The sequence below is a fragment of the Klebsiella sp. Q2 genome (assembly GCF_009900705.1).
Classification (GTDB): domain Bacteria; phylum Pseudomonadota; class Gammaproteobacteria; order Enterobacterales; family Enterobacteriaceae; genus Klebsiella; species Klebsiella quasipneumoniae.
Genome location: NZ_JAAABE010000001.1, coordinates 1,053,448 through 1,080,310, shown reverse-complemented (window position 1 = coordinate 1,080,310; position 26,863 = coordinate 1,053,448). Strand labels below are relative to the sequence as shown.

The following is a 26,863-nucleotide window of genomic DNA, read 5'->3' as shown; positions in this document are numbered from 1 at the left end:
GCATGAAAAAGATCGCACTCTCTCTCATTACGCTGGGTCTGCTGCAGTCGACGGCGGCGCTGGCCACCGCCCCGACGCCGGTGCCGGCGGCCATTGCCGAACACAACGGCCCGATCCGCATTGCCGTGATCCGCAACCTGGGGTCTGACGATAACACCACCCAGTTTGTCGCCGGGGCGCTGCAGGAAGGCAAAAAGCTCGGTTTCAAAATCAGCACCTTCCTGAGCAACGGCGATGACGCCAAGTTCCAGGACTTCGTCAACCAGGCGATCAGCCAGAAATATGACGGCATTATTCTCTCCCAGGGGCGTGACCCCTATTCGACGGCCCTGGTGAAGAAGGCGGTGGACGCCGGGATCAAAGTGGCGGTGTTCGATACTGCGGTGAGCGGTGAGATCCCGGGAGTGACGGTCAGCCAGCAGGATGACGCCTCACTGACCGAGCTCTCCTTTGGCCAGCTGGTGAAAGACTTCAACGGCAAGGCCAACATCGTCAAGCTGTGGGTGGCGGGCTTCCCGCCGATGGAGCGCCGTCAGGCGGCTTACCAGACACTGCTGAAGCAAAATCCGGGAATTAAAGAGCTGGAGTCGATCGGCGCCGTTTCATCCGATGTGCAGGGCGACACCGCTAACAAGGTGGGGGCGATCCTCGCCAAGTATCCGAAAGGGAAAATCGACGCTATCTGGGGCACCTGGGATGCCTTTAGCCAGGGGGCCTATAAAGCGCTGAAAGAGAACGGCCGCACCGAGATCAAACTCTACAGCATTGATATTTCCAACCAGGATCTGCAGCTGATGCGCGAAGCTGGCAGCCCGTGGAAAGTGAGCGTGGCGGTGGATCCGAAGCTTATCGGCGCGACCAACGTGCGGCTGATCGCTAATAAGATTGCCGGCGAGCCGACGCCAGCCACCTACGACTTCAAGGCGGCGGCGATCCCGCAGGCGCTGCTGGCGGCCCAGCCGGGGGCGGTGAACGTGGCCTCGCTGGGGAAAATCATTCCGGGCTGGGGCCAGACGGAAGACTTTATCGCCCCGTGGTTCGCGACGCTGGAAGCGAAAAACAAATAAAACGAAGCCGGGTGGCGGTGGGGCGGTCTGGTGCCCTCACCCCGGCCCTCTCCCGCAGGGAGAGGGGGAACACCAACTGCACCCGTAGGCCCGGTAAGCGTAGCGCCACCGGGCGTAAGGAATTCACTATGTCAGCATTACCTTCCCCCGAATACAGCCGCAATATGCGGCTGATTGGCCATAGCGACCAGGGCGGTCGTCCGGACGGCGTGCAACTGATGGTGCACCGCGGATTCGCCTATATCGGCCATATGGTGTCGCAGGGTTTTTCCGTGGTCGATGTTCGCGATCCGACCCGGCCCACTACGGTCAACTATATTGCCGCGCCGTCGGGCACCTGGAACGTGCACCTCCAGGCGCATGACGATCTGCTGCTGGTGATCAACGCCCGGGACCTGTTTGCCGACGCCCGTTTTGCCGATGAGAAGGTGTACTACACCCGATCGGTGGGTGACACAGTCAGCGATGTGCAGGACAAAGGCTGGAGCGCCGGGCTGCGCGTGTTTGATATCTCCACGCCGGATAAGCCGCGTGAAATTGGCTTTCTGTCGCTTAACGGCATCGGTATTCACCGCATCTGGTACGTCGGCGGCCGCTGGGCGTATGTGTCCGCGCTGATCGACGGTTTTACCGACTACATCTTCCTGACCATCGATCTGGCCGATCCGCGTAAACCGCAGGTTGCCGGGCGCTGGTGGCTGCCGGGGATGCACCAGGCAGGCGGCGAAACACCGGACTGGCCGCAGGGCAAACGCTATGCGCTGCACCACGCCATTATTGCCGGGGATACCGCCTACGGCAGCTGGCGCGACGGCGGCCTGACGCTGCTGGACGTCAAAGACAGAACCCAGCCGACGCTGATTAGCCATCGCAACTGGAGCCCGCCGTTCGGCGGCGGAACGCATACCGCGCTGCCGCTGCCGGATCGCGATCTGCTGGTGGTGCTGGATGAAGCGGTGCTCGACAACCAGGAGGACGGCGAGAAGCTGATCTGGCTGTTTGATATCCGCGAGCCGGCGAACCCGGTGAGTATCTCGACTTTCCCACAGCCGGATGAAATCGACTATGTGGCGAAAGGGGCGCATTTTGGCCCGCACAATCTGCATGAGAACCGGCCGGGGAGCTTTGTCAGCTCAACGCTTATCTTCGCCACGTATCAGAATGCCGGCGTGCGGGCGTACGACATTTCTAATCCTTATCGCCCGGTGGAGACCGGGGCGCTGGTGCCGGCTGCTCCTGAGAGAATGATGGATACCCGTCCCGGCCGCCCGCGGGTAATTCAGTCCTGCGATGTGTTTGTCGATGCCCAGGGAATTATCTACAGCACCGATTACAACGGCGGGCTGTCGGTGATTGAGTATCTGGGGTGAGGGCAAGGTCAACGCAAAATTGTGCCCGCATTTCTGCCGGGTGGCGGCTTTCGCCTTACCCGGCCTACGAAAGACTGCAACATCAAACCGTTATGCGGTTATCTGTAGGCCCGCGCAAGCGTAGCGCCGCCGGGCAATCCCAGAAAATTGCACTTTTTTAGGGCTTGCTCCCTCTCCCTGTGGGAGAGGGTTGGGGTGAGGGAAAACATGCCGCACTCAGCTGTACTGGCGCACCCGCGCCAGCAGCTCGTCGACGCTGTCGATACGCTCGGCCAGCACGATCAGCGCTCTGCCGAGGGTAATGGCGTGGCGCAGGCACTCATGACGCATGGCGTCGTCCTGGATAGTGTCGATATCCGCGACGTGCGACAGTCCGACGCTGCGGCGGATCAGTTCGCTGCCGCAGAAGCCGACCGCGTCCGCCCACACCTTTTTCAGAAAGGCGGAGGCATAGCCGGGGTAAGCCAGCGCCGCGTCGCGGGTTTTCTCCGCCGCCAGCGCCTGGAAGCGCTCGGCAAAGGTGGTCCACAGTTGGTGGATGTCGTTCAGCCGCTGCTCGCGCGCGGCGGCGGCATCGCGAATGCCGAGCTGGCCCGGCAGGCCGCAGTAGTTCAGCAGCAGGTTGCCGATGGCGGTGCCGATATCGAAGCCGATGGGGCCGAAGTAGCCGAACTCGGCGTCGATGGCCTTCAGGCTGCCTTCGGCAACGAAGATCGACCCGCTGTGGATATCGCCGTGCAGCAGCGCTTCCGCATGGGCAAAGAAACGGTGCTTCAGCGCCGCCACCGCCAGCTTAAGCTGGGCGTCGTCGCGCAGGGCGGCGACATCGGCCTCCAGCTCCGCCGGGTAGTTATTGCGCTCGTGGATCTGATACGGGTCGTTAAAGAACAGATCCTCGGTGATCTCGCACATCGCCGGGTTAATAAACTGCGCAACCTGCGCTTTTTTCTCGTGGGGATGAAGATAGAAATCGCTGGTGTGAAACAGCACCTGCGCCAGATAGTCGCCAAGCTGGCGGGCCGCCTGAGGGTAGTAGACGTTAGCGATAAGCTCCCCGCGCCAGATGCGGTGGTCGGAAAGATCTTCCATCACCATCACCGCCAGCTCGGGATCAAAGTGATGGATTTTTACCGTGTGCTGCGGGCTGTGCTGATAGTGGGCGACCAGGGTCTGCGCTTCGAGACGGGCGCGGTCAAGGGTCAGCGGCCAGGATTCGCCGACGCAGCGCACGTAGGGCAGGGCCTGTTTGACGATCGCCCGGCTGACGCCCTGGCGATCGAACACTTTAAACACCAGATTGAGGTTGCCATCGCCCACTTCCTGCGCGCTGACCAGCTCAGATGGGTTGTCGATGCCGGCGAACTGCTGCGCGTAAGCCACGGCGTCATGGGCGGTGAAGGTATGGTATTGCGACATTGCCTCGATCCTCGAATTCTGATTAAGCCGTTCAGACGTCTATACTTCTGGATTCCATCCTGACACAATGTGATACAACAACGCAACAGGGATTTAACGACATGCAGACATTACAGACCACCAGCCTGCGGGTGAGTGAAAATCAGCTTTTTATTCTCGACCAGCAGGCCTTGCCGCAGGAAAAACGCTGGCTGGCGGCGGATAACGTTGCGCTGCTGGTGGACCATATTCACGCCCTGCGGGTGCGCGGCGCGCCGTTGATTGGCCTGTCCGCCAGCCTGCTGCTGGCCCTGCTGGCCCAGCGCGGCCTGAGCCGGGATGAACTCCAGCAGGCGCTGGAGACGCTGCGCGCGGCGCGGCCGACGGCGGTCAACCTGATGAATAATCTGGATCGCATGAAGCAGGCGCTGGCCCGGGAGGATTACCCGCAGGCGCTGGAAGCGGAAGCCTTGCGTCTGGTCGAAGAAGATAAACAGCTGTGCGACCGGATCGCTGAGGCGGGCAGTGCGCTGGTGAAGCCCGACAGTCGACTGCTGACCCACTGCAATACCGGTGGCCTGGCGACCGCCGGGGTAGGTACCGCCCTGGGGGTCATTGCGCTGGCGCATCAGCAGGGAAAAGTGGCCAGCGTGTGGGTCGATGAAACCCGGCCGCTGCTGCAGGGCGGTCGTTTAACCGCCTGGGAGCTGGGCGAGCTGGGCGTGCCCTATCAGCTGATCGCCGATTCAATGGCCGCCAGCCTGATGGCGCAAGGGAAGGTGGATGCGGTGTGGGTCGGCGCCGACCGCATCGCCGCCAACGGCGACGTGGCGAATAAAATCGGCACCTATTCCCTGGCGGTATTGGCCCATTACCACCAGATCCCGTTTTACGTCGCTGCGCCGCAGACGACCCTCGACCGCCATTGCCCGAACGGGGCGGCCATTCCCATTGAGCAGCGCGCCGCGGCCGAAGTGACCGGAGTGGCGGGCAGCTTTGGCGCGGTACAGTGGGCGCCGACCGGGGCCGCTGTGTACAATCCGGCGTTCGATGTCACGCCTGCTGGGCTGATAAGCGGCTGGGTGCTGGACAGCGGGGTGGTCACCCCGGCGCAGGTCTCCGCCGGGGCGTTTGCGCCGGATAACGGATAACGGACGCCGTGCCGGGCCTGGAAAAAACGGCTTTCCCGGGCCCGGCAAACGCCGCTACGGCAGGACCATCGCTACCGTCGGGGCGGAGGGCCGATCGATACGCTGACCCAGCGCGGTGATGGCCGCCTGGAAGGGGCACAGCGTACCGACGTCGGTCTGACGGCAGCCCGGCTGACGCCACTCCTGACGCAGCATCGGGTGCTGCGCGTCCGGCGTCTGCAGACGACGCAGGTCGTCGAGGCCTTGCGCCTGGAAATAGACCCGCAGATAGCGTTCCCCGCTCTTCGCGTCGCGCCAGCGCTCCAGCACCAGGCTACTGCCCGGCGGGATATTCCCCCGGCTGTAGCCCGGCAGCTGCCAGCTAAAGTTCATCAGCGTGCGCACCATGGCGATGTTGGTGTCATGCGCCACCAGCAGCAGCCAGCGTACGTTCGGACTCGCCTCTGGTTTGACGCCGTCGAGCATGGCGTTGAGCAGCACCGACCCGCGTTTTTGCGCGGTATACAGCACGTCGTTACTCAGATCGTAGTTTTCCGTTAACAGCGGCAGCAGGGCCGTGATCTGACTGGCCTGGGCGATCTTGCCCCACGCTAGCTGGCTGAGAGGCAGGTTTTCACTCCAGCCGAGACGCAGCGTTTCCACCATATTGGCCATCACGCTCAGTCCGCTAATGGTGGTCTTGCCGCTTTTGCTCTGCTCGACCTGCCATGGGGTATCGAAGATCGGGCAGGGCTTATCGGCCTGGCAAACCGCCTGTTTCAATAGCTGGATAGTCGGCGCCAGCGCCTGCCGACGCTGCGCCAGATCCCCGGCCTTCTCTTTCACCGCCGCCAGCTGGCGGGCGGGGTCGGTTTGCGTGGCGGCGAACTTGTCGGTCTGAAACAGCGGATCGGCATCCCCGTTGACGTAATGGATAGCGACGCCACAGCCGGGGAAGGCGCCATCCACCAGCGCCTGGGCGGTCGCCCGCGTCCGCTGCAGCGGGCTGGCGCGCACGTAAATCGACTCCGCCGTCGGGCATCCCGCCTGCAGCAGGCCGAGCTGGCGATAGTGCTGGCCTTCCTCACGCCCTTTGTTGACCACGGCGGCATAGCCATGACCGGTGAGCTCGCCGTCATGGGTGGTCCACTCGGTCCATGGGCGTCCGGTGGCGGCCTCGATGGCTTCCCGGTTGCCGGCCGTCGGCGGACGAATGCCGTGGCGGCTAAGCTCCACCACTTTCTCCAGCTGCCAGTCTGCGGCGGCGGCTGAGTGCAGCGCCAGCAGCGGCAGCGCGCAGGCGATAAACAGGCGTAACAGCCCCTGATGTCTTGCAGGCATCATATCTTCTTCCTTAATTCGTTAATCGGTTATGAGGAGAACGAGGTCTGCCGTTCGACGGCATGGCGCCGGGCGACGATGGCGGCAGTGGTAAAACAGAGTAGCGCGGAACCCAGACCGGTACCCACCCAGAACAGCGCCAACGTGCTGAAATCATACAGCGTTTTGCCGTTCTCAAGGATAGCTGTTTTATCAATAATGATCCCGGTGAGAAACTCGCCCAGGCCGGCGCCGGCGTAGCTGGCGATGCCGATGGTGCCGAGCGCGGCCCCCGCCGCTTTGCGCGAGGAGATATCGACGGCGATCAGCCCGCCGAGGAAGCAGGTCAGAGCGCCAATGGTGGCCCCGAAGATAATCATCGCCAGAATATCAGTGTAATAATTGTGCGGCGACCAGAGCATCAGGGCGAAGCCGGCGGTGTTCAGCAGGCTGATAAAGCCGGCCATCACGCTGCGGTTGCGCGGGAAAAAGCGGTCGGAGAGCATGCCGGCAATGATGGTCCCGGCGATGCCGGCGATGGCGTTGACGCCAATAATCCCGGATGCCTCCAGCGTGGAATAGGCTTTATCCTGCTCGAGGAAGAAGATCCCCCAGGAGTTGACGGCGTAGCGGTCGATGTACATAAAGGCGGAGGCGAGGGCGAGGGTCCACAGCGCCGGGTTGCGCAGCGCCAGCAGCTGGTTTTTAAACACCGAGCCGCGGGCTTCGACCTCCTCCTGCGGTTCATCGCGGATGACGTTGATGGACGGGAAGCCGCTGCTCTGCGGCGAATCGTGCATGAACAGCACCAACAGCACCACGCCGGCGGCGCCGAGCGCGGCGGTGGACAGGTAGCCCATCTGCCAGCCAAACCCGGCGATCACCGCGGCGATCACCATATAGGTGACGGCCTCGCCGATATTATGCGCCGTCGACCAGATGCCATAGAAGGTGCCGCGCTCTTTAACGCCGTACCAGCGCGCCAGCGAGACCGCGCAGGGGCCGACGCCCATCGACTGCGCCCAGCCGTTGATCCCCCAGAAGATGGCCAGCAGCAGGGCGTTGGTGGTCATCCCCATCATCAGGTTCATCCCGGCGCTGAGCAATAAACCGAGGCTCATATAGCGCACCACGTTGGCGTGATCGGCGATAAAGCCATTGACCAGCTTGCCGATGGCGTAGCTGAAGAACAGAGTGGAGCCGATCATGCCGAGCTCCGTCGGGGTGATCCCCAACTCCACCAGCGCGCTTTTGGCGACGGTGAAGGATAACCGGCAGACGTAAAAGGTGACGTAAGCCAGGGTCATGGCGATAAAGGTTTGCCAGCGCACCCGGCGAAAACGCTGTTCATCAAACGCGGCGCCCGCTTTCGGCGGCGACGCCCGGAAAAAAGCGATAATTCCAGACATAGGTGGTTCTCCGCAGGTCGGAGGCCTGACTGATTGATGTGGTTCGTCCGTGAATGAAGTTATCGTTACTGTGTAGAGTACATAATCAGAAATAGCCTGACCCGTAAGGGTTAATGTAATGGTTGTGGGATCATCTTTTTCAGCTGCGGGTAGAGCGTTGAGCTGGCCAGCAGCAGCGGGTTGCCGCGCTGGATCCCCTCCTGCGCCAGAAAATCGTTGCTGGCGCCGCCCGCTTCGCGCATCAGCACCAGCCCCGGCAGGGCGTCCCACGGGTTCATGTGCGGCTCGTAGTAGCCAATCAACCGGCCTGCCGCCGCCCAGGCGCTCATCAGCGCGCCGGAGCCGTTGCGGATAAACATGCCGCCGTCGCTGAGCAGCGCCTGCAGAAACGGCAGAAAGTCCGCCGGGGTGACGCGATGCGAGGTGCCGACGCCCATCACTCCCTCCCTGACCGTCGCCGCGGGGTGCGGACGGATCGGGGCGTCATTGAGCCAGGCGCCATGACCCCGCAGGGCGTGAAACAGCTCGCGATGGTTGGGGTCGTAGACCACGCCGATGACCGGTTCGCCGTCGGCGACGATCGCCAGCGACAGGCACCAGGTGTGCAGGCCGTTGAGGAAACAGCTGGTGCCATCGATGGGGTCGACCACCCACAGCACTTGCGCGTCGGGCAGGCGGGCGCCGCTCTCTTCGCCGAGAAAGCCATCCTCCGGAAACGCGCTCTGAATACGCTGTTTCACAAAGGCCTCCACCCGCTTATCGGCCACGCTGACCACGTCCTGCAGGTCGTCGCCTTTATGGTCGACGGTCAGCGCTTCGCGTTGCTGATAGTATTCAAACGCCAGCTCAGCCCCTGCTTTCGCCAGCTCGCAGGCCAGGCGGTAGCGGGCCTGTAGCGCTTCTGATTCCTGAGATTGCATATTGACTCCCTATTTTGCACACGTGTGCATTTTGCGTGAAAAAAACAGCCCCGAAGGGCCGAATGAGTGTGGCCGGGTTTCGCAGAAGATTCTGTGATCGCTCCAGCATAAAATGATTTTTTCATTTCGCACTTTGACGAATAATTAATTTCACCGGCACTTCGCGATGGCGCGAGGGCAGGCTGAAGCGGGCGATCCGCGTCATTAACAGATCCACCGCGTGGTGGGCCAGCAGGGCGGTATTCTGCTGAACGGTGGTAAGCTGGTAGGGTTGCCAGTCCGCCTGCGGGATATCGTCAAAGCCGACGATGGCCGGCAGCGGGGCAGCGGCGTCCCGCAGGCCGTCCTGGGCGCCCAGCGCCAGCATATCGGTAGCGCAAAACAGCGCTTGCACCCCGGGGTTTTCAGCAACGATTTCTCTGGCAGCCTGGTAGCCAGCCTGATAGCCGCCGCCGTCGCAGAAGCGGCTGGTCACCGTCATGCCCGACGTCTGCGCGATGAAAGCGTCATAACGCTGGCAGGTGCTGAAGTTCTCGCGATTTTCGCCTATAAAGCCAACCTGCCGCCAGCCTCGACGACTGAACAAGCCCGCCACCAGCTTCGCCCCCTGGGCGTTATCGCTGCACACCCGGTCGCAGCCGGCGAGATCCGCATGACGGTTGATCAGGGTGACGGGGATCTTGCGCGCCAGATACTCTTCCGCCAGCGACAGCGGCGGCGCGCCGGAGGTGATGATCACCCCGGCGACGTGGTAGCTCAGCAGCTGCTTAAGCGAAGGGGCGAGCTGCTGCGGATCGTCAGCGTTCATCAGCAGCGGCATAAAGCCGTTGAGCGCCAGCTGATGGACCAGCGGCGCCAGCAGTTTGCTGCGAAACGGATTGTCGAAACCGGCGGTGACGATGCCGATAAAATTACTGCTGCCGGTGATCATCGTCCGGGCGATGATATTCACCTGATAGCCCAGAGCTTCCGCGGCGTTCAGCACCTTCTGCCGGGTCTTCTCCGACACCGAGGCGCCGGGGGTGAAGGTGCGGGAGACCGCCGAGCGCGAGACCCCGGCCAGTCTGGCCACGTCCTCGGCCTTAATCCATTTTTTATCGCTCATCGTCGTTTCGCGCCGTCTGTTTTCCAGGAAGCCAACGCCCGGACGGGCGTCGGTCACGCACACTGCCTGAAAAGGTATCACAGAAAGGCGCCGACGCGCAGCGCCTTGCGCCTTATGCCGGATAGCGGATGTGCTCCACCTCACGCTGCAAAATCACCTTGCCGTGGCGAATGGAGGTCAGCACCCGCGCCTGGCGGCGGACGGCCTCGTAGTCGTTTTCCGCATCAAGGATCAACAGGTTAGCCGGGCGGCCTTCGGCGAGGCCGTAGTTATCGCCCAGACAAAGCGCCCGGGCGCTGTTGTCGGTGACGAAGTCGAGACAGCGCTGTAGATCGTCATAGCCGAGCATATGGCAGATGTGCAGTCCGGCATCCAGAATGCGCAGGATATTGCCATTCCCCAGCGGATACCACGGATCCTGAATCGAGTCCTGAGCAAAGCAGACGTTGATGCCGGCGCGATCCAGCTCCGCCACCCGGGTGACGCCGCGCCGTTTCGGCCAGCTGTCAAACCGGCCCTGCAGATGAATGCTTTCGGTCGGGCAGGAGATAAAGTTGATCCCCGAGGCTTTCAGCAGGCGAAACAGCTTCGAACAGTAGGCGTTGTCATAAGAGCCCATCGCGCAGGTGTGGCTGGCGGTGACCTGCGCCCCCATACCGCGCACCCGGGCCTCTTCCGCCAGCACTTCGAGGAAACGCGACTGCGGATCGTCGATTTCATCGCAGTGGACATCCACCAGGCGGCCATAGCGCTGGGCGAGGTCCATCAAAAACATCACCGAGCTGACCCCTTTGTCGCGGGTATTCTCATAGTGCGGAATGCCGCCCACCACGTCGGCGCCCATCTCGATGGCGCGCGTCATCAGCTCCCGGCCGTTGGGATACGATTCGATCCCCTCCTGCGGAAAGGCGACAATCTGTAGATCGATGAGATCGGCGGCCTCTTGTTTCACCGCCAGCAGCGCCTGCAGGGCCGCCAGCGACGGGTCGGTGACATCCACATGGGTCCGGACGTGCTGAACGCCGAAATCGCGCAGCATGCCGATGGTTTTCAGCGCCCGCTGGCGGGTGTCCTCCGGGGTAATGCTCGCTTTGCGCTGGCTCCAGCGGGTGATGCCTTCAAACAGGGTGCCGCTGCGGTTCCACTCCGGCTCGCCTGCGGTAAGGGTGGCGTCAAGATGGATATGCGGCTCGACGAAGGGCGGGATCGCCAGCCGACCCTGGGCGTCGATATCCCCGGTGTCGGCGGTCTGCATCGCGGTTTGGGCGGTCATGCGGCGAATGATGCCGTCCTGCAGCTCAAGGGTAAACAGCGCCTCCTGGCGGCGCAGGCGGGCGTTAACAATTTTCATGGTTGGTCCTGTAAATGGTTTTGCGATAAACGCCAGATCACCAGCGCGACCGAGGCGTTGAGATGAAACTGAGGGTGGCTGACCGGGTAGCCGGTCAGTTTTTCAATACGCTGGATGCGCTGATGCAGGGTGTTGCGATGGAGACCCAGCCGGTCGGCGGCTCGCACCACGTTGCCGTTCTCCTGCAGCAGCGTCTCGAGGGTCTCCAGCAGCAGCCACGGCGCTTTACGGCCCGGCTCGATCAGGCAGCCGAGGGTGTCGTGCATAAAATCGTTGAGCAGCGCCGGGTCGCTGACCGCGGACAACAGTTTGATAAACCCCAGCTGCTGATAGTCGCTGATGCGCTGGGTCGGCCGCAGGGTATCGCACAGATCCAGCGCCTGGCGCGCCTGCGACAACGCCCGCGGGTAGCCCTGCAGCTGCCTGACCGGCGCCGAGAGGCCGCAGAGCAGTGACAAACGCTCTTCCCCCTCCGCCAGCGTCTGCAGCCACTGCTGCAGCCACTTTTTCTGCTGAAAGTCTTCCCCCTCCTCATCCGGCAGCAGGAAAAGGAACATGTTGCTGCGTTCCAGAAGCGGGAAGGGGTTGCCCTGCTGGTTGAGCTGCTGCTGCAGCTGCTGGCGCACGCTGCGGTGGGCCTGCTGCAGCCAGGCTTCGGCCTGTTCGGGCGGGTACTGGCGAAACAGGCGGGACAGTCCCTCCAGGCGCAGCGCCGCCAGCCGCAGCGGGCGGGTAAAATCGAGCTGCTGGTGGAGGGCGCGCTGGTGAAGCATCTGCAGGTCCGGATAGTCGCCGGTGACCAGCTGCATCAGGATGTCGCGCTGCGACTGAAGGGCGTTTTCGCTGCGGACCAGCGCGGTGCCGACCCGCTCGGTGACAATCACCATCTTCAGCAGGTAGGGCTGCTCGATCAGCGGAATGCCCAGCTCGTCGGCGAGGGCGATCAGCGTGGCGGGAATGGCGTGGATATAGGCCTCGCCGGTGAGGATCACCATCCCGGCGATGCCGCGCTGTTTGCCCTCCATCAGCAGCTGGATCAGGTTGGCTTCATCCCGGGGATGGTTGATGCCGGTGATAAAGACCAGCTCGCCGCCCATGATCCACTCGGCGATATGCTCATTTTCCGCCACGTAGTACCAGCGTACCGCCCGCTGCAGCCCTTGCTTTCCCGCCCGCAAACGCAGGGCGGAGAGTCCCTCAAGGGCCAGCAGTTCGCTGACCGTCAGGCTCATGGCTCTTGCTCCGCGACGGCGGCAGGCTGACGTTTGCTGACCATGGTCAGGGCGATATAAACCAGCGCGGAAACGGTGATCCCCACCAGCGGCGCGATCCACGGTGACAGATAAGCCACCACCGCGCCGGCGGCGTAGGCGCCGAGTCCCAGCCAGTTAAAACGCGGCAGGCGGGCGTTCTGCAGCAGGGGATAGCGCCCGCCGCGGGCGAACCAGTAGTCGGCGAGAATCACCCCGCCGATGGGCGGGATAATGCTGCCCAGCAGCACAAGGAACGGGATCAGCATTTCGTACATTCCGCCAATGGCCAGCACAATGCCCACCCCGGCGGCGGCGAGGGTCAGCGTGCGGCGACGTTCGCTGCGCAGCAGATGGCAGGCGGCGGCGGAGACGTTATAGATGGTGGGGCCCTGGATGGTCAGCAGGTTGAGACACAGCATGATCACCGCGGCGACTGACAGCCCCTGCAGGATCAGCACTTCGACGATATCGGCCTGTTGATAAACGATGGCGCACCAGGCGCCGGCGACGATCATCAGCCCGTTGCCGATGAGGAAGCTGCCCATGCTGGCGAGAATGGCGGTCCGGCTGGAGTTGGCCAGCCGGGTCCAGTTTGTCACCTGGGTGGCGCCGCTGGCGAAAGTGCCAAAGACCATGGTGATGGCCGCCGACCAGGTCATGGTGTCGCTCGGCGCAATGCGGGTCATCGCCTGCCAGCCGCCGGCGTGGTGCAGCGCCAGATACATGGAGACCACCAGCAGCACGAACATCAGCGGCACCGACAGGCGCGACAGCGCGTCCAGCCCCTTGTAGCCCACCAGCGCGGTGACGCAGAACAGAATGCCAAACAGCACCATCAGCGGCTGGGTCAGCGCCTCGGGCAGGGCGAGGATCTTCACCAGCGAGATAGCGACCGTGGCGGTCCCCCAGGCGTACCAGCCCAGCTCGGCAAAGCCAAGGATAAAATCGGCCAGCTTGCTGCCGATCTCCCCGAAGCAGAACCGGCCCATCAGCACCGTATTCAGGCCGCTGCGCGCGGCAATCCAGCCCAGCGATGCGGCATAGAGAGCCAGCAAGGCGTTGCCGATGACGGCTATCCACAGCAGATTGACGATGGAAAAGGAGACGCCGAGTTTGCCGCCGGCAAACATCGTGCCGGTGAAAAAGGTAAAGCTGAATAACACCATGGCGATGGAAAATACGCCTTTGCGTCCGGCGGTGGGCGCTTCGACGAGGGGAAAATCATTGCTGTTTGACATCCTGGAACCTCTGGCTGGGTTAGATGGGCGGTGATAGCCGGAAGTAGCAAGAGATGTGCCAGGAAAAACCGGGCATGAGGAATAGCGCATAGTGTGCAATGTGCACGGTTATTGAGGGATTCAGGAGGAGTAATGCCATTTTAGTGTGCATCCTGCCATGTTTTGCACCAGTCCGGGGCAGAGGAGGGCGGCGAGGGTATTTCTGGCGCAGGAGGAGAATTTCATCCAGGGCAATTCGCCATTTTTTGGCCAGAGAGGAGTAGAGAATAGTGGCGTACTAAAAACGGTTGGTTAAATTGCTGTGAATAAAGGTTATTTAATATGCATTTATGATATAACCATTTGTCTTATGTGTGTTTCCTGAAATATTGTTCCCTCCGGTTAGCGGTGTTAGTATCGGATAAATAGCCATTTAGACGGCTAAAAAAAACCATCGCTAACCTAAGGAACTGCTATGTGGCAAGAAAGACTCGCGCAACTGGTCACCACCTGTCATTGGATCGGCGCGAAAGGCTGGGCGCCGGCGACCGGCGGCAATATGTCGGTGCGTCAGGATGATACCTGGTGCTGGCTAAGCGAGTCGGGCCGCGATAAAGGCAGCCTGACGACCGAGGATTTTCTGCAGGTGGAGATCGCCACCAATCAGGCCCCTTCCGGACGGAAACCGTCGGCGGAGACCGGCCTGCACACCCTGGTCTACCGCCTGTTCCCGGAGGCCAACGTGGTGCTGCATGTGCATACCGTCAATGCCACCGTGCTGTCGCGCATCGAAAAAAGCGACACGCTGGCGCTGCAGGGGTATGAAATGCAGAAAACCCTCAGCGGGCAGCACAGCCATCTCGATACCGTTCCGGTCGCCATCTTCGATAACGATCAGGATATTGACGCCCTGGCGGCGCGGATTGCCGATTATGCGCAAACCCGCCCGCTGCGTTACGGCTTTCTGCTGCGCGGACATGGCCTGACCTGCTGGGGGAAAGATATTCAGGAGGCCCGCCGGCAACTGGAGGGGCTGGAGTTCCTGTTCGAGTGCGAGCTGATGCGCCGCCGCTACGAGCCCTGAGCCGGAGCAGCTATGGATTTTTATCTTGGTATCGATATCGGCACCTCCCGGGTGAAAGCGGTGCTGTTTGATCAGCATTTCACCGCGCGCGCCAGCGCTGCGGAAAACACCTCCCCCCGCTTGTCGGCCAATGGCTACGCGGAACAGGATATGACCCAGCAGTGGCATTCGGTGCTGGCTATTCTGCGCCAGATTGCGCGCCACCCGGCGCTGCAGGAGGGGCGGCTGCGGGCCATCGGCCTCGCCGGGCAAGGGGAGGGGGTCTGGCTCAGCGATGCGCAGGGCGAACCGGTGGGGCCGGGGATCCTGTGGAGCGATACCCGCAGCCACGAGCTGATGAGCGACCTGCTGCGCCGGCCCGGTTTTGACCGCCGCTATTTCGCCGATACCGGCACCCACCTGCAGCCCTGCAATACCAGCCTGCAACTGTACTGGCTGAAACAGTATCAGCCGGAGCGGCTGGCGGCCGCGCGCTATCTGTTTTTCGCCAAGGACTGGATCCGCTTTCGCCTGACCGGCGTGGCGGCGCTGGAACTGACGGACGCCAGCAGCTCATTACTCAATCAGCAGAGCGGCAGCTGGTCCTCGGTGGTGATGAACGAGATGGGGCTGGACGAACTGCTGCCGCTGTTTCCCCCTCTGCTGGCCCCGGACGCTCCGGCCGGTACGCTGAGCGACGCGGTGGCGGCGCTGACCGGACTGCCCGCCGCGACGCCGGTGGCCGCCGGGGCGTTGGATGTCTGTAGCGCCGCGCTGGGCTGCGGCGCGGTCAACGAAGGGGATATCTACACGATCCTCGGCACCACCTGCTGTACCGGAATCGTTTGCCGCGGTCCGCAGACGGTGAACGAGGCGACGCGCTTCGTCACTCACACCGAAGCCGGGCAGGTGATCTCGCTGTTTCCGATGCAGGCCGGTACGCCAAACATTGACTGGCTGCAGCAGCATATTTCGCTGGACGCCGATCTGGGTCGGCTGGAGCAGGCGATCGCGGAGGTGGAGCCAGGCAGCGGCGGTGTCTTCTGGCAGCCGTATCTCAATGGCGAACGCGCGCCGTTTTACAGCCCTGATGCGCGGGCCGGCTTTATCGGCATTAGCCCGCACACCACCCGCGCCGAACTACAGCGCGCGGTGTTTGAAGGCCTGGCCTTCGCCATTGTCGATGCGCTGCAGGGTTATCCCCAGGGCGGCGAGCTGTATCTGACCGGCGGCGGCGCAGCCTCGGCCACCTGGCTGCAGATTATCGCCGACTGTACCGGGCGCACGGTGGTCTCCAGCGCCTTTAATGAACTAAGCGCGCGCGGTGCGGCGATTCTGGCGGCCCGCAGCGTCGCGGCGCTGGCCGAGACGCCTCCGCTGGCGCAGACCCGCTATCAGCCGCGCCCTCAGGCGCATGCCCGCTACGCGGCGCTGTATCCCGTTTATCGCCTGCTGCGTGAGCAGATGCTGCCGGTATGGCAGGCCAGGCAGGCCGCTCTTCAACGTCTTTCTCAGGAAGTACAACCATGAAAATCGTTTTTACCGCCGAGCATGCTGGCGACCTTAGCGCCTTCCACCAGCTGGGTGAGCTGCTGGTGGAGGGGTGGGCGCTGGGCAAACCGAAACTCAGCGCCGGTCAGCTGATTGAGCTGGCCCACGACGCTGAGGTGCTGGTGACCAGCTATGATGAGGTGACGGATGCGGTGATGGCCGCCTGTCCGCGCCTGCAGGTGATCGCCTGTACCCGCGCGAATCCGGTGAATATTGATACCCAGGCCGCGCAGGCGCGCGGCATCCGGGTACTCTACACCCCGGGGCGCAATGCCGATGCCGCCGCGGAGCTGACGCTTGGCCTGATGCTCAGCCTGGCGCGCCATATTCCGCAATCCCATGCGGCGCTGAAGCGGGGGGAATTCACGCAGGCTGACAATGCCGCCGCCGCCACCCAGCAGGGGTTGCGCCGGGATGTGGTCTGGGACGTGAGTCCGGAAAGCCCCTATGAAGTGTTTAAGGGCAGTGAACTGCGCAATAAAACGCTGGGCCTGGTGGGGTATGGCAACATTGGCCGCCGGGTGGCGCGTATCGCCCGGGCATTTGGCATGGCGGTGCGGGTGGTGGATCCGTTCGTCGCCGCAGAGGATATCAATGAGCCAGGGTTACAGAAAACGACCCTGGAGGCGCTGTTCCGAGAGGCGGATATCGTCAGCCTGCATCTGAGCAGCGGGCCGCACAGCGACGGGCTGGTGAATGCGGCGCTGTTAAACAGCATGAAGCCCGGCGCGCTGCTGATCAATACCTCCCGCGCGGCGGTGGTCGACGAAGCGGCGCTGATTGAGGCTCTGCGTCACGGCCCGTTGGGCGGCGCGGCGCTGGACGTGTATCATCGCGAACCGCTGTGGCGCGATCACCCTTTTGTCACCGAGTTCGATAACGTGATTATCACGCCGCATATCGCCGGGGCCACCCGGGAGAGTATCGCCAAACACACGGCGATGATTGCCGCCGATCTTCAGCGCTATGTCGCCGGGGAGCCGCTGCTGTACCAGTGGCGTTAAGCCGCTTGCGCCGCCGCGTCCTGCAGCGGCGTGGGTCCAACGTCAGGGGCGATGGGCCGCCATAAAAGCCTGGGTCTGTTCCCAGTCTACCACTCCGGCATCCGAGCCCATCCCGGTCGCCACCAGCGCGGCCACCGCCGAGGCGACGTCGCACGCCGCTTTCACGCTGAGCCCGCGCGCCAGCGCGGCAATAAACCCGCCGCAGTAGCTGTCGCCGCAGCCGGTGGTATCCACCGCCTCGACGGGCCACGGCGCAATATGCTCCAGCGCGCCATCGCGGCCGATAAGCCAGGAGCCGTTCTCGCCGTCTTTCAGAATGCAGGTGCCCACGCCCAGCGCGAAGAAAAAGCGGGCGATGGCCTCCGGCTGCGTCTCCCCGGAGAGAAAGGCGGCTTCCTCCAGCGAAGGCATAAAATAATCCACCGACGGCAGCAGGGGCCGCAGCAGTTCCAGGGTGTGTTCATTCGGCGCGATAAGGTCAAAGCTGGTGGTGACTCCACGCATTTTGGCCGCCTGCAGCAGCCGTGCGCTCTGTCCCTGGTCCATTGCCGCCAGCAGTCCGGTCCCGCCGTGATGCAGGAAGCGACAGTCAAGGACGGCGTCAAATTCCGCTTCACTGACGAACAGGGCGTCAGACGCGCCCCGACAGTGCAGGGCCGGACGTTCGCCGTTGGGGTGAATCGGCAGGATCGTCGCCGAGGTCTCCTTCAGCGCGGTGCGCTGGATAAGCGAGCAGTCAATGCCCAGCCGGGCATAGCTGGCGAGGATAAAGTCGGCCTTTTCATCTTCGCCCAGGCAGGCCACCGCCGCGGTGCGGATCCCGAGCTTCGCGGCGTTAATATTAGCCCCCGCGGCGGTGCCGGCGGGGTTGAGGCGAATTTGCTCAATAAAAGCGACGCCACCGCGCGGCGGGATCGCCACCACCGGGCGCCCGGCGATATCCAGAATAGTCAGGCCGACAAATACGGCGTCAAAGGTTGCCATCGTTCTCCCGTTTAGCGATGCGTTTGGCGCAGACGCGCCTGCCAGAAGGATAGGGCGAGGGCCACCACCAGAATCACGCCGACCAGCGCGTCCTTCACCAGATAATTGAGCCCCATCAGGTTCAGACCATTATCAATAATGGCGAGGAACAGCACGCCGCCGAGGGTGCCGGCGATGCTGACCCGGCCCAGACGGTTAAAGGCGGTGCCGATAAACACCGCCGCAATGGCGTCCATCAGGTAAGACTGCCCGGCCAGCGGGGTAAATTGCCGCAGGTTGGCGGAGAGGATCACCCCGCCGACGGCGCAGAGGGCTGAGGCGGCCACCAGCACGCCGAGCATGGTCAGGCGATCGCGGATCCCGGCGATGCGCGCCGCTTCGCTGTTCTGACCGATGGCGCGGATATATTTGCCCCACAGGGTGCGCTCGGTCACCAGCCAGGCCGCCAGCCACAGCGCCAGCACGATCGCTACCGGCGTGGGGATCCCGCCAAGGTTACCCACCGCCAGGTCGTGATACTCAGGAGCCATCCGCCGATAGGCTATCGCGCCGCCGCCATCGGTATAGATACGTTCGGCGCTGCTGGCGATAAACCAGGTGCCGAGGGTGGCGAGGAAGGGGCGGATCCGGCAGATAAGGATCAGAAAGGCATTGAGCAGGCCAATCAGCACCCCGCCGAGTAGGGCGCAGCCCACCGCCGCCTGCCACGGCAGATGCCAGGTTTTCAGGGCGACGAGGGCGAAGGCGGCGCCGAAATCGAGCGCGACGCCCACCGACAGGTCAATCGCCCCGGCGCTGACAATCAGGGTCATCGCCATCGCCACAATCAGCAGGATCGCGCTGCCCTGCAGCAGGTTGGCCCAGTTATCCACGGTTAAAAATACTGGATTCGCCCAGCCGAACAGGGCGATGGCCAGCAGGGTGATGATGCCGAATCCGGCCCGCGACAGCCAGGCCAGCGGGCTGCTGGCCGTCTGTTCCGCAGGAGCTGGAGTTTTCAGGGTGATTTGGCTCATGCCTCGCCTCCTTTGTGTCTGACCGCCGAGGCCGCCAGTACCACCAGGATCAGGCCGCCTTTAATGGCGCCCATCCAGAAGATATTGACCCCCAGCAGGCCGAGCCCGTTAGAGAGGGCGTTAACCAGAATCGCCCCCAGCAGCGCGCCCCAGATGGTGACCACCCGACGGCGGGAGAAGGCGGCGCCGATAAAGGTCGCGAGCACGGTTTCCAGCAGCAGCGGCGTGGCCGTTCCGCTGGAGCTGCCGGAGCCCTGGCTGAGCAGCGGCAGAATAGCCAACCCGGCGGCGATGCCGGCTAACAGCCAGACCTGCAGGGTTAAGCGGCGCACGTTCAGGCCGCTCATCTGCGCCATATCGCGATTGCCGCCCACCGCCTGCACATGCTGACCGAAGCGGGAGTGATGGAGCAGGAACTGGAACAGGATAAATACCCCCAGCAGATAGACCAGCGGCCAGGGCAGGCCGAGGAGGCTGTTATCGCGAAAGGCGACCATCAGCGGATCGCTGACCGCGATGCGCCGCTGGCCGGTCAGCAGGTCCGTCAGGCCGGTAAACGCCACGGAGGTCGAGAGGGTAGCCAGCAGCGGCGGCAGGCCGGCCGCCAGCACCAGGAAGCCGTTGATCGCCCCGCAGAGCAGGCAAACCGCCGCCAGCAGCGCAAGCAGCAGGAGATACGGCGTGTGCCATTCGGCCAGCCCGAGGCTCAGCAGCGCGACGCCGAGCACCGCCGTCGCCGGCAGGGAGAGGTCGATGCCGCCGGAGACCACGTCATCTCCGCCAACGGCGATGACGCAGACCAGGCCGAAACAGAGGATCGCCAGCGGAACGCTCTGGACCAGCATCAGGCTGATATTTTGCCAGCTGAGGAAGTAGGGCGACTGCACGCTCAGCCACACCAGCAGCGCCAGAAACAGGATCAGGGGGAATTTTTCAACAAGCGTCGCCAGGCCCGGACGGCCGCGACGCTGGATAGCGGTATTCATGGTGAAGGCTCCTGTCCGCCGTTGATCGTCACCAGCAGGGCGTCGAGGGTCAGCCCGCGGGTGGGCAGATTGGCCGCCAGCGCACCGCGCCAGAGGACGAGGATCCGGTCGCATAGTCCGAGCAGTTCGGTGGCGTCGCTGGAGGAGACCAGCACCGCCCGCCCTTTATCGGCCAGCTGGCGCGTACGTTGATAAATATCGCGGCGGGCGCCGATATCAACCCCGAGGGTGGGTTCATCGAGAATAAACAGCCGGGCATCGGTGCCGAGCCAGCGGGCGAGGATCGCTTTTTGCTGGTTGCCGCCGCTCATGTAGCGTACCGGCAGTGCCGGGCGACCCGGGCGGATCGCCAGCTGTTCTATCCAGTCGCGCGCTTTCCTCTCGGCGATCCCCCGCCGCTCCCAGCCAAAGGTGGCGGTCTCCGGCAGCGAGGCGAGATTAATATTGTCGGCGGTAGTGAAGGAGAGGATAAGCCCCTGATGGCGGCGGTCGCGCGGGACCAGCGCCATTCCGGCGCGGATCGCCTGCTTTGGCGTACGGATTCGTCGCGGCAGGCCGTCGAGATGGATAGTGCCGCGCTCCGCCGGACGCAAGCCGTAGAGTAAGTCCACCAGCACATCGCGCCCGGCGCCGAGCAGGCCGGCGACGCCGACGATCTCCCCCGGGTGAATATCAAAAGAGAGATCCTGCAGCTGCCGTCCGTCGCTCAGCTGGCGCACCGAGAGCAGCGGAGCCTCCCCGTTGTCTGCCGCCGGGCGCTGGCGCGGAGTATACAGCTGGTCGATTTCCCGGCCGACCATCATGGCGATCAGCGCCTCGGTATTCTGCAGCAGGTCGCGGTCGGGATAACCGACCACTTCCCCGTTGCGCAGCACAGTGCCGCGGTCGCAGAGGCTGGCTATCTCATTGAGATAATGGGAAATATACAGAATGGCAATGCCCTGGTCGCGCAGGCGCAGGATGGCGGAGGTGACCAGACTGGCCTCGTGCGCCTCGAGGGGGGCGGTGGGCTCATCGAACACCACCAGCCGCGCCGCGCCGTCGATCAGCGCGCGGGCAATCTGCACCAGCTTGCGCTCGGCCAGGCTCAGGTCTCGCACCAGGCGTTCGGGGTCGATCGCCAGCTGCCAGTTTTGCTGGAAAAATTGCGCCGTGGCGGCCTTCATCCGTCGGCGATCCAGCGCCCCCCAGCGGGTGCGATACTCCTGGCCCAGAAACACCGATTCCGCGACGGTAAAGTGCGGGATCAGGTTGAGCTCCTGGTGGATAACGCGGATGCCAGCGGCTTCGATGGCTGCCGGGTTGCCGAGGGGCAGCGGGCGACCGTCGAGGGTCGCGCTGCCGCTGTCGGCCTGATAAACGCCGGCGAGGATCTTGATCAGCGTCGATTTACCGGCGCCGTTCTCGCCAATCAGGCCATGAATCTCCCCCGGATTGAGGCGCAGGGTAACCGCATTAAGCGCCATTACGCTGGCAAAACGTTTGCCGATCTGGTCCATGACCAGACCCGCGGCGGGGCGCTCCCCGCCAGGGTGTTGATTTATCACTGCAGTTCGCCGTATCCCAACTGTTTATACACCGCTTTCGCTTCCTGCGGACCTTTCACCGGTATCACCGGGATAAAGGTTTGCACCGGCAGTTTCTGACCGGCAAAGTAGCGGGCCACGTTGTCGGCGGAGGTCTGGCCGATCAGATGCGGCTGCTGCGCGACGTTAGCCACGAAGGGACTGCCGGGCTCCGCCATGATCTCCAGCGTTTCCGGACCGGCGTCGATGGCCGTCACTTTCACGTCCTTATCACGGCCGGTCTCTTCCAGCGCCTGGACGATACCGATGGCCGGTTGATCCCAGCAGGCGACATGGATGGCATCCAGTTTGCCTTTCGGATACTGGCTGAGTAATTCGAGGGTTTTCTTCCGCGCGTCTTCCGGCGAGTTGGCGAACTGTTCCGCGAGCTCGGGCTGGATAATATGAATATCCGGGTAATCCTTAAGGACATATTTCCACTGATCGTAACGAATTCCGCAAATACGCAGCGCGCTGGAGAACGCGTTAAATACGGCCACATTACCTTTACCGCCTAATTCGTCCGCCATGTAGCGACCGATGGTGGAGCCCAGAGTGTAGTTATCGGAGGTGGTATTATTGACCGAATATTGTGAAACATGATCCACGGTGAATACCGGGATACCAGCATCACGTAATGCTTTAAATTTGGGTTCGACGGCGCTGTCGCCGAGAATACTAATTACCGCATCCACCTTGCGTGACAGTAAAATATCGTGATTATTGGCATGAACCTGATTATCCCGGCCGCCATCGACGCCAATGACTTTGCCTCCCAGTTTCTCCACTTCCTCTGTCGCGCCTTTAAAAGCTTCGCGATCCCAGAAATGCTGGGTGCCTACTACGGCAACGCCAATGGTTTTTCCCTGTAAGGAGAGGGTATCAGCGGCAGTGACGCTCAGCGAGGCAAGGGAAAGCAGTCCCAGCGCGGCAGGCAATAATTTTCTCTTCTGCGACATTGTTATTATGATCCTGTGATGAAGGTGGTTGCGGACCGGTAGCATGACAAGAAGCACCTCGCCACCTCAAATACAAAATAAGTCTAAGTTATGCCGGCAATGTTATATCGCGGAAACGCCAGAGAAAAAGTTTATTTTGTCATGAAGAACCTGAAAATATTTCATGATGGCGGATAGGCCTTTTTATTTTGTGGTTTTATTTTTGGCTTGTTCCGTGTTTATTTAGCAGATAAAGACAATTTTCTGTTTATTATGAGTGTATGGGAAATACGGCATCTACAGAGAAAAAGAGAAGATTGCGCGGGCTAAAGCTTTTTTTAGCAGCGCAATGTCTGGCCGGGTAAGCAATATTACCGCATTTCCCCGCTTTATTTTAACGAACCTTAGGCTGAGAAGAACGCGGGCGCTATGAAGAAACAGCATAATTATACGGTGATGCACTGGGGAACCTGGCAGGTGGAGAGCCGCGAGGGCGAGATCGTGGCGGTTAAGCCGGTGCCCTGGGATAAAAACCCTTCACGCATCGGTCAGTCGCTCCCCGACGCGGTGACCAGCCAAACGCGCATTCGTCGCCCGGCGGTACGCGCCGGCTATCTGCAGCACGGGCCGGCGTCACGAGAAGGGCGAGGCAAGGAGCCCTTTGTCGAAGTCAGCTGGGAGGTGGCCCTGGACATGGTGGCTCGCGAGCTGCGCTCGGTCAAGGCGCGCTGCGGCAATGAGGCGATTTACGGCGGCTCCTACGGCTGGGCCAGCGCCGGGCGCTTTCACCATGCGCAGAGCCAGCTGCACCGTTTTCTTAAGGGCTTTGGCGGGTATACCGCCAGCACCAATACCTATAGCAGCGCCGCGGGCGAGCGTATTCTGCCGCATATCCTTGGGCCGCTGAGCCCGCTGCATCGTCAGCATACCCATTTTTCCGAGCTGGCGCGGGAGTGTCAGCTGTTTGTCGCGATTGGCGGCCTGCCGCTGCGCAATGCCCAGGTCAACGGCGGCGGCGCCAATGACCATATGTTGCCGTACTGGCTGGATAAGATGCAGGCCAACGGCACGCGGTTTATTAATATCAGTCCGGTGCGCAATGACCTCAGCGCGGTGCCCGACGCCGAGTGGCTGGCCATTCGGCCGGGCACCGATACCGCACTGCTGCTGGCGCTGAGCTATGTGCTGATCGCTGAGTCCCTCTACGACCAGGCGTTTATCGCCAGCCATACCGTCGGGTTTGCCCCTTACCGCGCGTATCTGTTGGGCGAGCATGACGGCATAGCGAAAACACCGGCGTGGGCGGCGGCAATTACCGGCCTTGACGCCCAGCGCATCGCCGAGCTGGCGCGGGAGATGGCCCGCCACCGGACGATGGTGAATATCTCCTGGTCCATCCAGCGCGCCCGTCAGGGGGAGCAGGCCTACTGGGCGACGGTGGCCCTGACCGCGCTGCTGGGACAGATCGGCACGCCGGGCGGCGGCCTCGGGTTTGGCTATGCCTGTACCAACCTGGCGGGGGCGGTGCGAAAAGCGTTTTCCGGCCCGCGCTTGCCCGCCGGCGAAAATGCGGTGGACAGCGTTATCCCGGTGGCGCGGCTGTCCGATATGCTGCTGCACCCGGGAGAAGCCTATGAGTTCGACGGTCAGCTGCTGCATTATCCCGACATCCGTCTGGTCTACTGGGCGGGAGGCAATGCGTTTCACCATCACCAGGATATTAACCGACTGTGCGAGGCCTGGCGCCGTCCGGAGACGGTGGTGGTGCATGAGCAGTACTGGACCGCGCAGGCCAAATTCTCTGACATCGTTCTGCCGGCTACCACCTCGCTGGAGCGAGAGGATATCGGCAGCGGCGGTCATGACGGATTTATGATTGCCATGAGCGCGCAGATCCCGCCGGTGGGCGAGGCGCGTGATGATTACGCTATTTTCCTCGATCTTGCCGGGCGGCTGGGCTTCGGAGAACTGTTCAGCGAGGGGCGGGACGCCGGGCAGTGGCTGCGCCATCTCTATGAGGAGTCAAGGCCGCGGGCGCAGGAGGAGGGCATTGCGCTGCCCTCGTTCGAGGATTTCTGGCAGCAAGGGGTGCTGGAGTACAGTGCGCCGGAGCGGCCGCAGGTCTTTCTCGCCGATTTTCGCGCCGATCCGCAGCGCTATCCGCTTTCCACGCCCTCCGGCAAGATTGAACTCTTTTCCTCTACCGTCGCCGGGTTTGGCTATTGCGAATGCCCTGGCCATCCCTGGTGGGATGAGGAAGAGGCTGCCCGGCAACGACTGGAGGCGGCGCGCTGGCCGCTTCATCTGCTCTCCAGTCAGCCACGCGCCCGCCTGCACAGCCAGTATGATCACGGCAGCGTCAGTCGGGCGACGAAAATTCAGGGACGCGAGCCGCTGTGGATGCATCCGCGGGACGCGCAGGCAAGAGACATCCACGAAGGCAGCGTGGTGAAGGTGTATAACGACCGCGGGGCGATTCTGGCGGGCGTGCATTTGAGTGAACAGATTTTGCCGGGGGTGGTACAGATGTCCACCGGCGCCTGGTATGACCCTCTGGATCCGAATGAAAAAGGAACCCTCGATAAGCACGGTAATCCCAACGTGTTAACCGAGGATCGCGGCAGTTCGCGCCTGGGGCAGGGCTGTAGCGCCCAGAGTTGTTGGGTGGAAATCGCCCCGTGGCGAGAGGAACTGCCGCCGATCACCGCCTTTGACCCGCCGAAGTTTATTGCGGTTTAAGCGTGGGAGTATCGCCGGCGGCGGGGCGGGTAGCCCGGAGAAGGCGCAGTATGCGCCGCCTCCGGGAAAGCGCGGTCCAGGCAGTTTAAGGCTCCTGACCAGGCGGTAATGGATGACAGGACGACGTTACGCCAGCCGTGGGTAGGCGCTGGCGATATCGTCGCCGGTAAACTGGGCGATCCAGCCTTCCGGGTTATCAAAAATGCGAATGGCGGTGAAGTTCGGTTCTGATCCCATATCAAACCAGTGCGGAGTGTGGGCAGGAACCGAAATCAGATCGTTCTTTTCGCACAGCACCTGGAACACCTCGTCGCCAATGTGCAGGCAGAACAGACCGGCGCCCTCGACAAAAAACCTGACCTCGTCTTCGCCATGGGTGTGCTCATTCAGGAATTTTTCCCGCAGCGCCTCTTTCTGCGGGTTATCGGCGCGCAGGCTGATGACGTCCCAGCTCTGATAGCCCTTTTCGGCGACCAGTTTGTCAATCGCATGCTGATAGGCGGCAATCACCGTTTCTGCGCTGGGGTCTGCGCCGAGGTCGCGGTCGGCCTGCCAGCGTTCGAAACGGACGCCTTTGGCGTTAAGCTGCTCCTGAATCGCTTTGGCGTCGGTGCTGTGCCAGACCGGCGTTTGCGGATCGGTCACAGAAAATAGGGTTAATGCGCTCATGCTGGGATCTGCTCCGGATGAATGTCGTCAAAACGCTGAACCTGAGGGTGGTGGCTTGCCGGGTCGCGATCGCCGCGTACCAACTGGACAGTGCGCAACCCCGCGGCTTCGGCGGCGTCGAGTTCCTGATGGATATCCGACAGGAACAGGATGGCCCCGGGGGCGTGGCCCAGGTGTTCAGCAATGTTGCGGTAGGACTGCGCTTCGCGTTTAGCGCCTACCAGGGTATCGAAATAGCCCGTAAACAGATGAGTAATATCACCTTCATCGCTGTAGCCAAATAACAATTTCTGCGCTGCCACGGAGCCAGAAGAATATACATACAAATCAATGCCCTGTGCTTTCCACTTCTCCAGCGCCGGCAGCACGTCCGGGTAGAGATGGCCGGTAAAGTCGCCGTTGAGGTAGCCATCGCGCCAGATGATCCCCTGGAGTGCCTTCAGCGCAGTGGATTTACGGTCTTCGTCCATAAAGGCGAAGAGGGTAGCAATCAGGTCGGCGGTGCTGGCGGCGGGGGAGTCTGTCTCTCGGCGCAAGTTGTCGAGAATCGTTCTCACCGGCTCAGCGTGCTGTTGAGCGGTCACAAAGCCGGCCAGTCGTTCGCGGGCGTAGGGGAACAGTACGTTATGCACGAAGCGGATATCGCTGGTAGTGCCTTCGATGTCGGTCACGATGGCGCGGATCATGGTTTCTCCAGAGTGGGCGTAGCGTGGAATAACATTAGCATTTAGACGTCTAAGCGTCTTGATTGCCAAATATTAACATCGTGTTATAGTGGCTTCAACAACAGCATTACAATCGGTAAAACAAG

At 62.3% G+C, this 26,863-nt stretch carries 22 protein-coding genes; 7 read left to right on the top strand and 15 right to left on the bottom strand.

Going from position 1 to position 26,863, the window contains the following annotated elements; all coding sequences use genetic code 11:
• Window positions 1–2: 2 nt before the first annotated feature.
• Together GT756_RS05345 and GT756_RS05340 are read left to right on the top strand one after the other, a co-directional pair.
• Window positions 3–1,067, top strand: a complete 1,065-nt coding sequence (locus GT756_RS05345) for a sugar ABC transporter substrate-binding protein (RefSeq protein ID WP_004885784.1) — start codon at window positions 3–5, stop codon at window positions 1,065–1,067.
• 128 nt (window positions 1,068–1,195) lie between these two features.
• The gene (locus GT756_RS05340; RefSeq protein ID WP_017899065.1) at window positions 1,196–2,437 is read left to right on the top strand and encodes an LVIVD repeat-containing protein; all 1,242 of its coding nucleotides are present in this window, start codon (window positions 1,196–1,198) and stop codon (window positions 2,435–2,437) included.
• 216 nt (window positions 2,438–2,653) lie between these two features.
• On the opposite strand, the gene mtnK is transcribed toward GT756_RS05340, so the two are convergent.
• On the bottom strand, window positions 2,654–3,853 hold the full coding sequence (gene mtnK / locus GT756_RS05335) for an S-methyl-5-thioribose kinase (RefSeq protein WP_004151657.1): 1,200 nt from the start codon (window positions 3,851–3,853) through the stop codon (window positions 2,654–2,656).
• Between the two features lie 101 nt (window positions 3,854–3,954).
• Here mtnK and mtnA point away from each other — a divergent pair, with 101 nt between their 5' ends.
• The gene (mtnA, locus tag GT756_RS05330) at window positions 3,955–4,983 is read left to right on the top strand and encodes an S-methyl-5-thioribose-1-phosphate isomerase (protein WP_023319948.1); all 1,029 of its coding nucleotides are present in this window, start codon (window positions 3,955–3,957) and stop codon (window positions 4,981–4,983) included.
• A 54-nt stretch (window positions 4,984–5,037) separates the two neighbouring features.
• Here the strand turns inward: mtnA and GT756_RS05325 are convergent, their stop codons facing one another.
• The 7 genes from GT756_RS05325 to codB all read right to left on the bottom strand — a co-directional run bounded on the left by GT756_RS05325 (window position 5,038) and on the right by codB (window position 13,558).
• Window positions 5,038–6,306 (bottom strand): histidine phosphatase family protein, encoded by a 1,269-nt coding sequence (locus GT756_RS05325; protein ID WP_017899067.1) that lies wholly within the window; start codon window positions 6,304–6,306, stop codon window positions 5,038–5,040.
• Between the two features lie 26 nt (window positions 6,307–6,332).
• Window positions 6,333–7,691 carry an MFS transporter gene (locus GT756_RS05320; protein WP_023319949.1) on the bottom strand — a complete coding sequence of 453 codons (1,359 nt, stop codon included), beginning with the start codon at window positions 7,689–7,691 and terminating at the stop codon, window positions 6,333–6,335.
• Between the two features lie 110 nt (window positions 7,692–7,801).
• Complete coding sequence (locus tag GT756_RS05315) at window positions 7,802–8,611, bottom strand: inositol monophosphatase (protein WP_017899069.1); 810 nt, start codon at window positions 8,609–8,611, stop codon at window positions 7,802–7,804.
• A gap of 121 nt (window positions 8,612–8,732) precedes the next feature.
• On the bottom strand, window positions 8,733–9,683 hold the full coding sequence (locus GT756_RS05310) for a LacI family DNA-binding transcriptional regulator (RefSeq protein ID WP_174562423.1): 951 nt from the start codon (window positions 9,681–9,683) through the stop codon (window positions 8,733–8,735).
• Window positions 9,684–9,828: 145 nt separating this feature from the next.
• Entirely contained in the window at window positions 9,829–11,067 is a 1,239-nt protein-coding gene (gene codA, locus GT756_RS05305) for a cytosine deaminase (protein WP_049115729.1), read from the bottom strand.
• The gene (locus GT756_RS05300; protein WP_049115727.1) at window positions 11,064–12,299 is read right to left on the bottom strand and encodes a PucR family transcriptional regulator ligand-binding domain-containing protein; all 1,236 of its coding nucleotides are present in this window, start codon (window positions 12,297–12,299) and stop codon (window positions 11,064–11,066) included. Before GT756_RS05300 ends, codA begins: the two co-directional genes overlap by 4 nt.
• Window positions 12,296–13,558 carry a cytosine permease gene (codB, locus tag GT756_RS05295; protein WP_160124581.1) on the bottom strand — a complete coding sequence of 421 codons (1,263 nt, stop codon included), beginning with the start codon at window positions 13,556–13,558 and terminating at the stop codon, window positions 12,296–12,298. Before codB ends, GT756_RS05300 begins: the two co-directional genes overlap by 4 nt.
• Window positions 13,559–14,012: 454 nt before the next feature.
• Here codB and GT756_RS05290 point away from each other — a divergent pair, with 454 nt between their 5' ends.
• Genes GT756_RS05290 through GT756_RS05280 form a run of 3 tightly spaced genes read left to right on the top strand, consistent with a single transcriptional unit; the run spans window position 14,013 to window position 17,155 of the window.
• The gene (locus GT756_RS05290) at window positions 14,013–14,621 is read left to right on the top strand and encodes a methylthioribulose 1-phosphate dehydratase (RefSeq protein ID WP_008805607.1); all 609 of its coding nucleotides are present in this window, start codon (window positions 14,013–14,015) and stop codon (window positions 14,619–14,621) included.
• A 12-nt stretch (window positions 14,622–14,633) separates the two neighbouring features.
• A complete protein-coding gene (locus GT756_RS05285; protein WP_160124580.1) occupies window positions 14,634–16,130 on the top strand; it encodes an FGGY-family carbohydrate kinase in 1,497 nt (498 codons plus the stop codon).
• Window positions 16,127–17,155: a 2-hydroxyacid dehydrogenase gene (locus tag GT756_RS05280; protein WP_004885809.1), complete on the top strand. Its 1,029-nt coding sequence runs from the start codon at window positions 16,127–16,129 to the stop codon at window positions 17,153–17,155. Before GT756_RS05285 ends, GT756_RS05280 begins: the two co-directional genes overlap by 4 nt.
• 42 nt (window positions 17,156–17,197) lie before the next feature.
• Here the strand turns inward: GT756_RS05280 and GT756_RS05275 are convergent, their stop codons facing one another.
• Genes GT756_RS05275 through GT756_RS05255 form a run of 5 tightly spaced genes read right to left on the bottom strand, consistent with a single transcriptional unit; the run spans window position 17,198 to window position 22,665 of the window.
• The gene (locus GT756_RS05275) at window positions 17,198–18,139 is read right to left on the bottom strand and encodes a carbohydrate kinase family protein (RefSeq protein ID WP_160124579.1); all 942 of its coding nucleotides are present in this window, start codon (window positions 18,137–18,139) and stop codon (window positions 17,198–17,200) included.
• An 11-nt stretch (window positions 18,140–18,150) separates the two neighbouring features.
• Window positions 18,151–19,155, bottom strand: a complete 1,005-nt coding sequence (locus GT756_RS05270) for an ABC transporter permease (protein WP_017899077.1) — start codon at window positions 19,153–19,155, stop codon at window positions 18,151–18,153.
• A complete protein-coding gene (locus GT756_RS05265) occupies window positions 19,152–20,141 on the bottom strand; it encodes an ABC transporter permease (RefSeq protein WP_004885817.1) in 990 nt (329 codons plus the stop codon). Before GT756_RS05265 ends, GT756_RS05270 begins: the two co-directional genes overlap by 4 nt.
• A complete protein-coding gene (locus GT756_RS05260; protein WP_174562422.1) occupies window positions 20,138–21,640 on the bottom strand; it encodes a sugar ABC transporter ATP-binding protein in 1,503 nt (500 codons plus the stop codon). Before GT756_RS05260 ends, GT756_RS05265 begins: the two co-directional genes overlap by 4 nt.
• 44 nt (window positions 21,641–21,684) lie before the next feature.
• The gene (locus GT756_RS05255) at window positions 21,685–22,665 is read right to left on the bottom strand and encodes a sugar ABC transporter substrate-binding protein (RefSeq protein WP_004885820.1); all 981 of its coding nucleotides are present in this window, start codon (window positions 22,663–22,665) and stop codon (window positions 21,685–21,687) included.
• A gap of 408 nt (window positions 22,666–23,073) precedes the next feature.
• Here GT756_RS05255 and GT756_RS05250 point away from each other — a divergent pair, with 408 nt between their 5' ends.
• Window positions 23,074–25,383, top strand: coding sequence for a molybdopterin-dependent oxidoreductase (locus GT756_RS05250; protein ID WP_160124577.1), 2,310 nt, complete (start codon window positions 23,074–23,076; stop codon window positions 25,381–25,383).
• 126 nt (window positions 25,384–25,509) lie between these two features.
• On the opposite strand, the gene GT756_RS05245 is transcribed toward GT756_RS05250, so the two are convergent.
• Window positions 25,510–26,052 (bottom strand): acireductone dioxygenase, encoded by a 543-nt coding sequence (locus tag GT756_RS05245; protein ID WP_004885825.1) that lies wholly within the window; start codon window positions 26,050–26,052, stop codon window positions 25,510–25,512.
• The gene (gene mtnC / locus GT756_RS05240) at window positions 26,049–26,738 is read right to left on the bottom strand and encodes an acireductone synthase (protein WP_004885828.1); all 690 of its coding nucleotides are present in this window, start codon (window positions 26,736–26,738) and stop codon (window positions 26,049–26,051) included. The genes GT756_RS05245 and mtnC overlap by 4 nt, the downstream gene beginning before the upstream one ends.
• Between the last annotated feature and the right edge of the window lie 125 nt (window positions 26,739–26,863).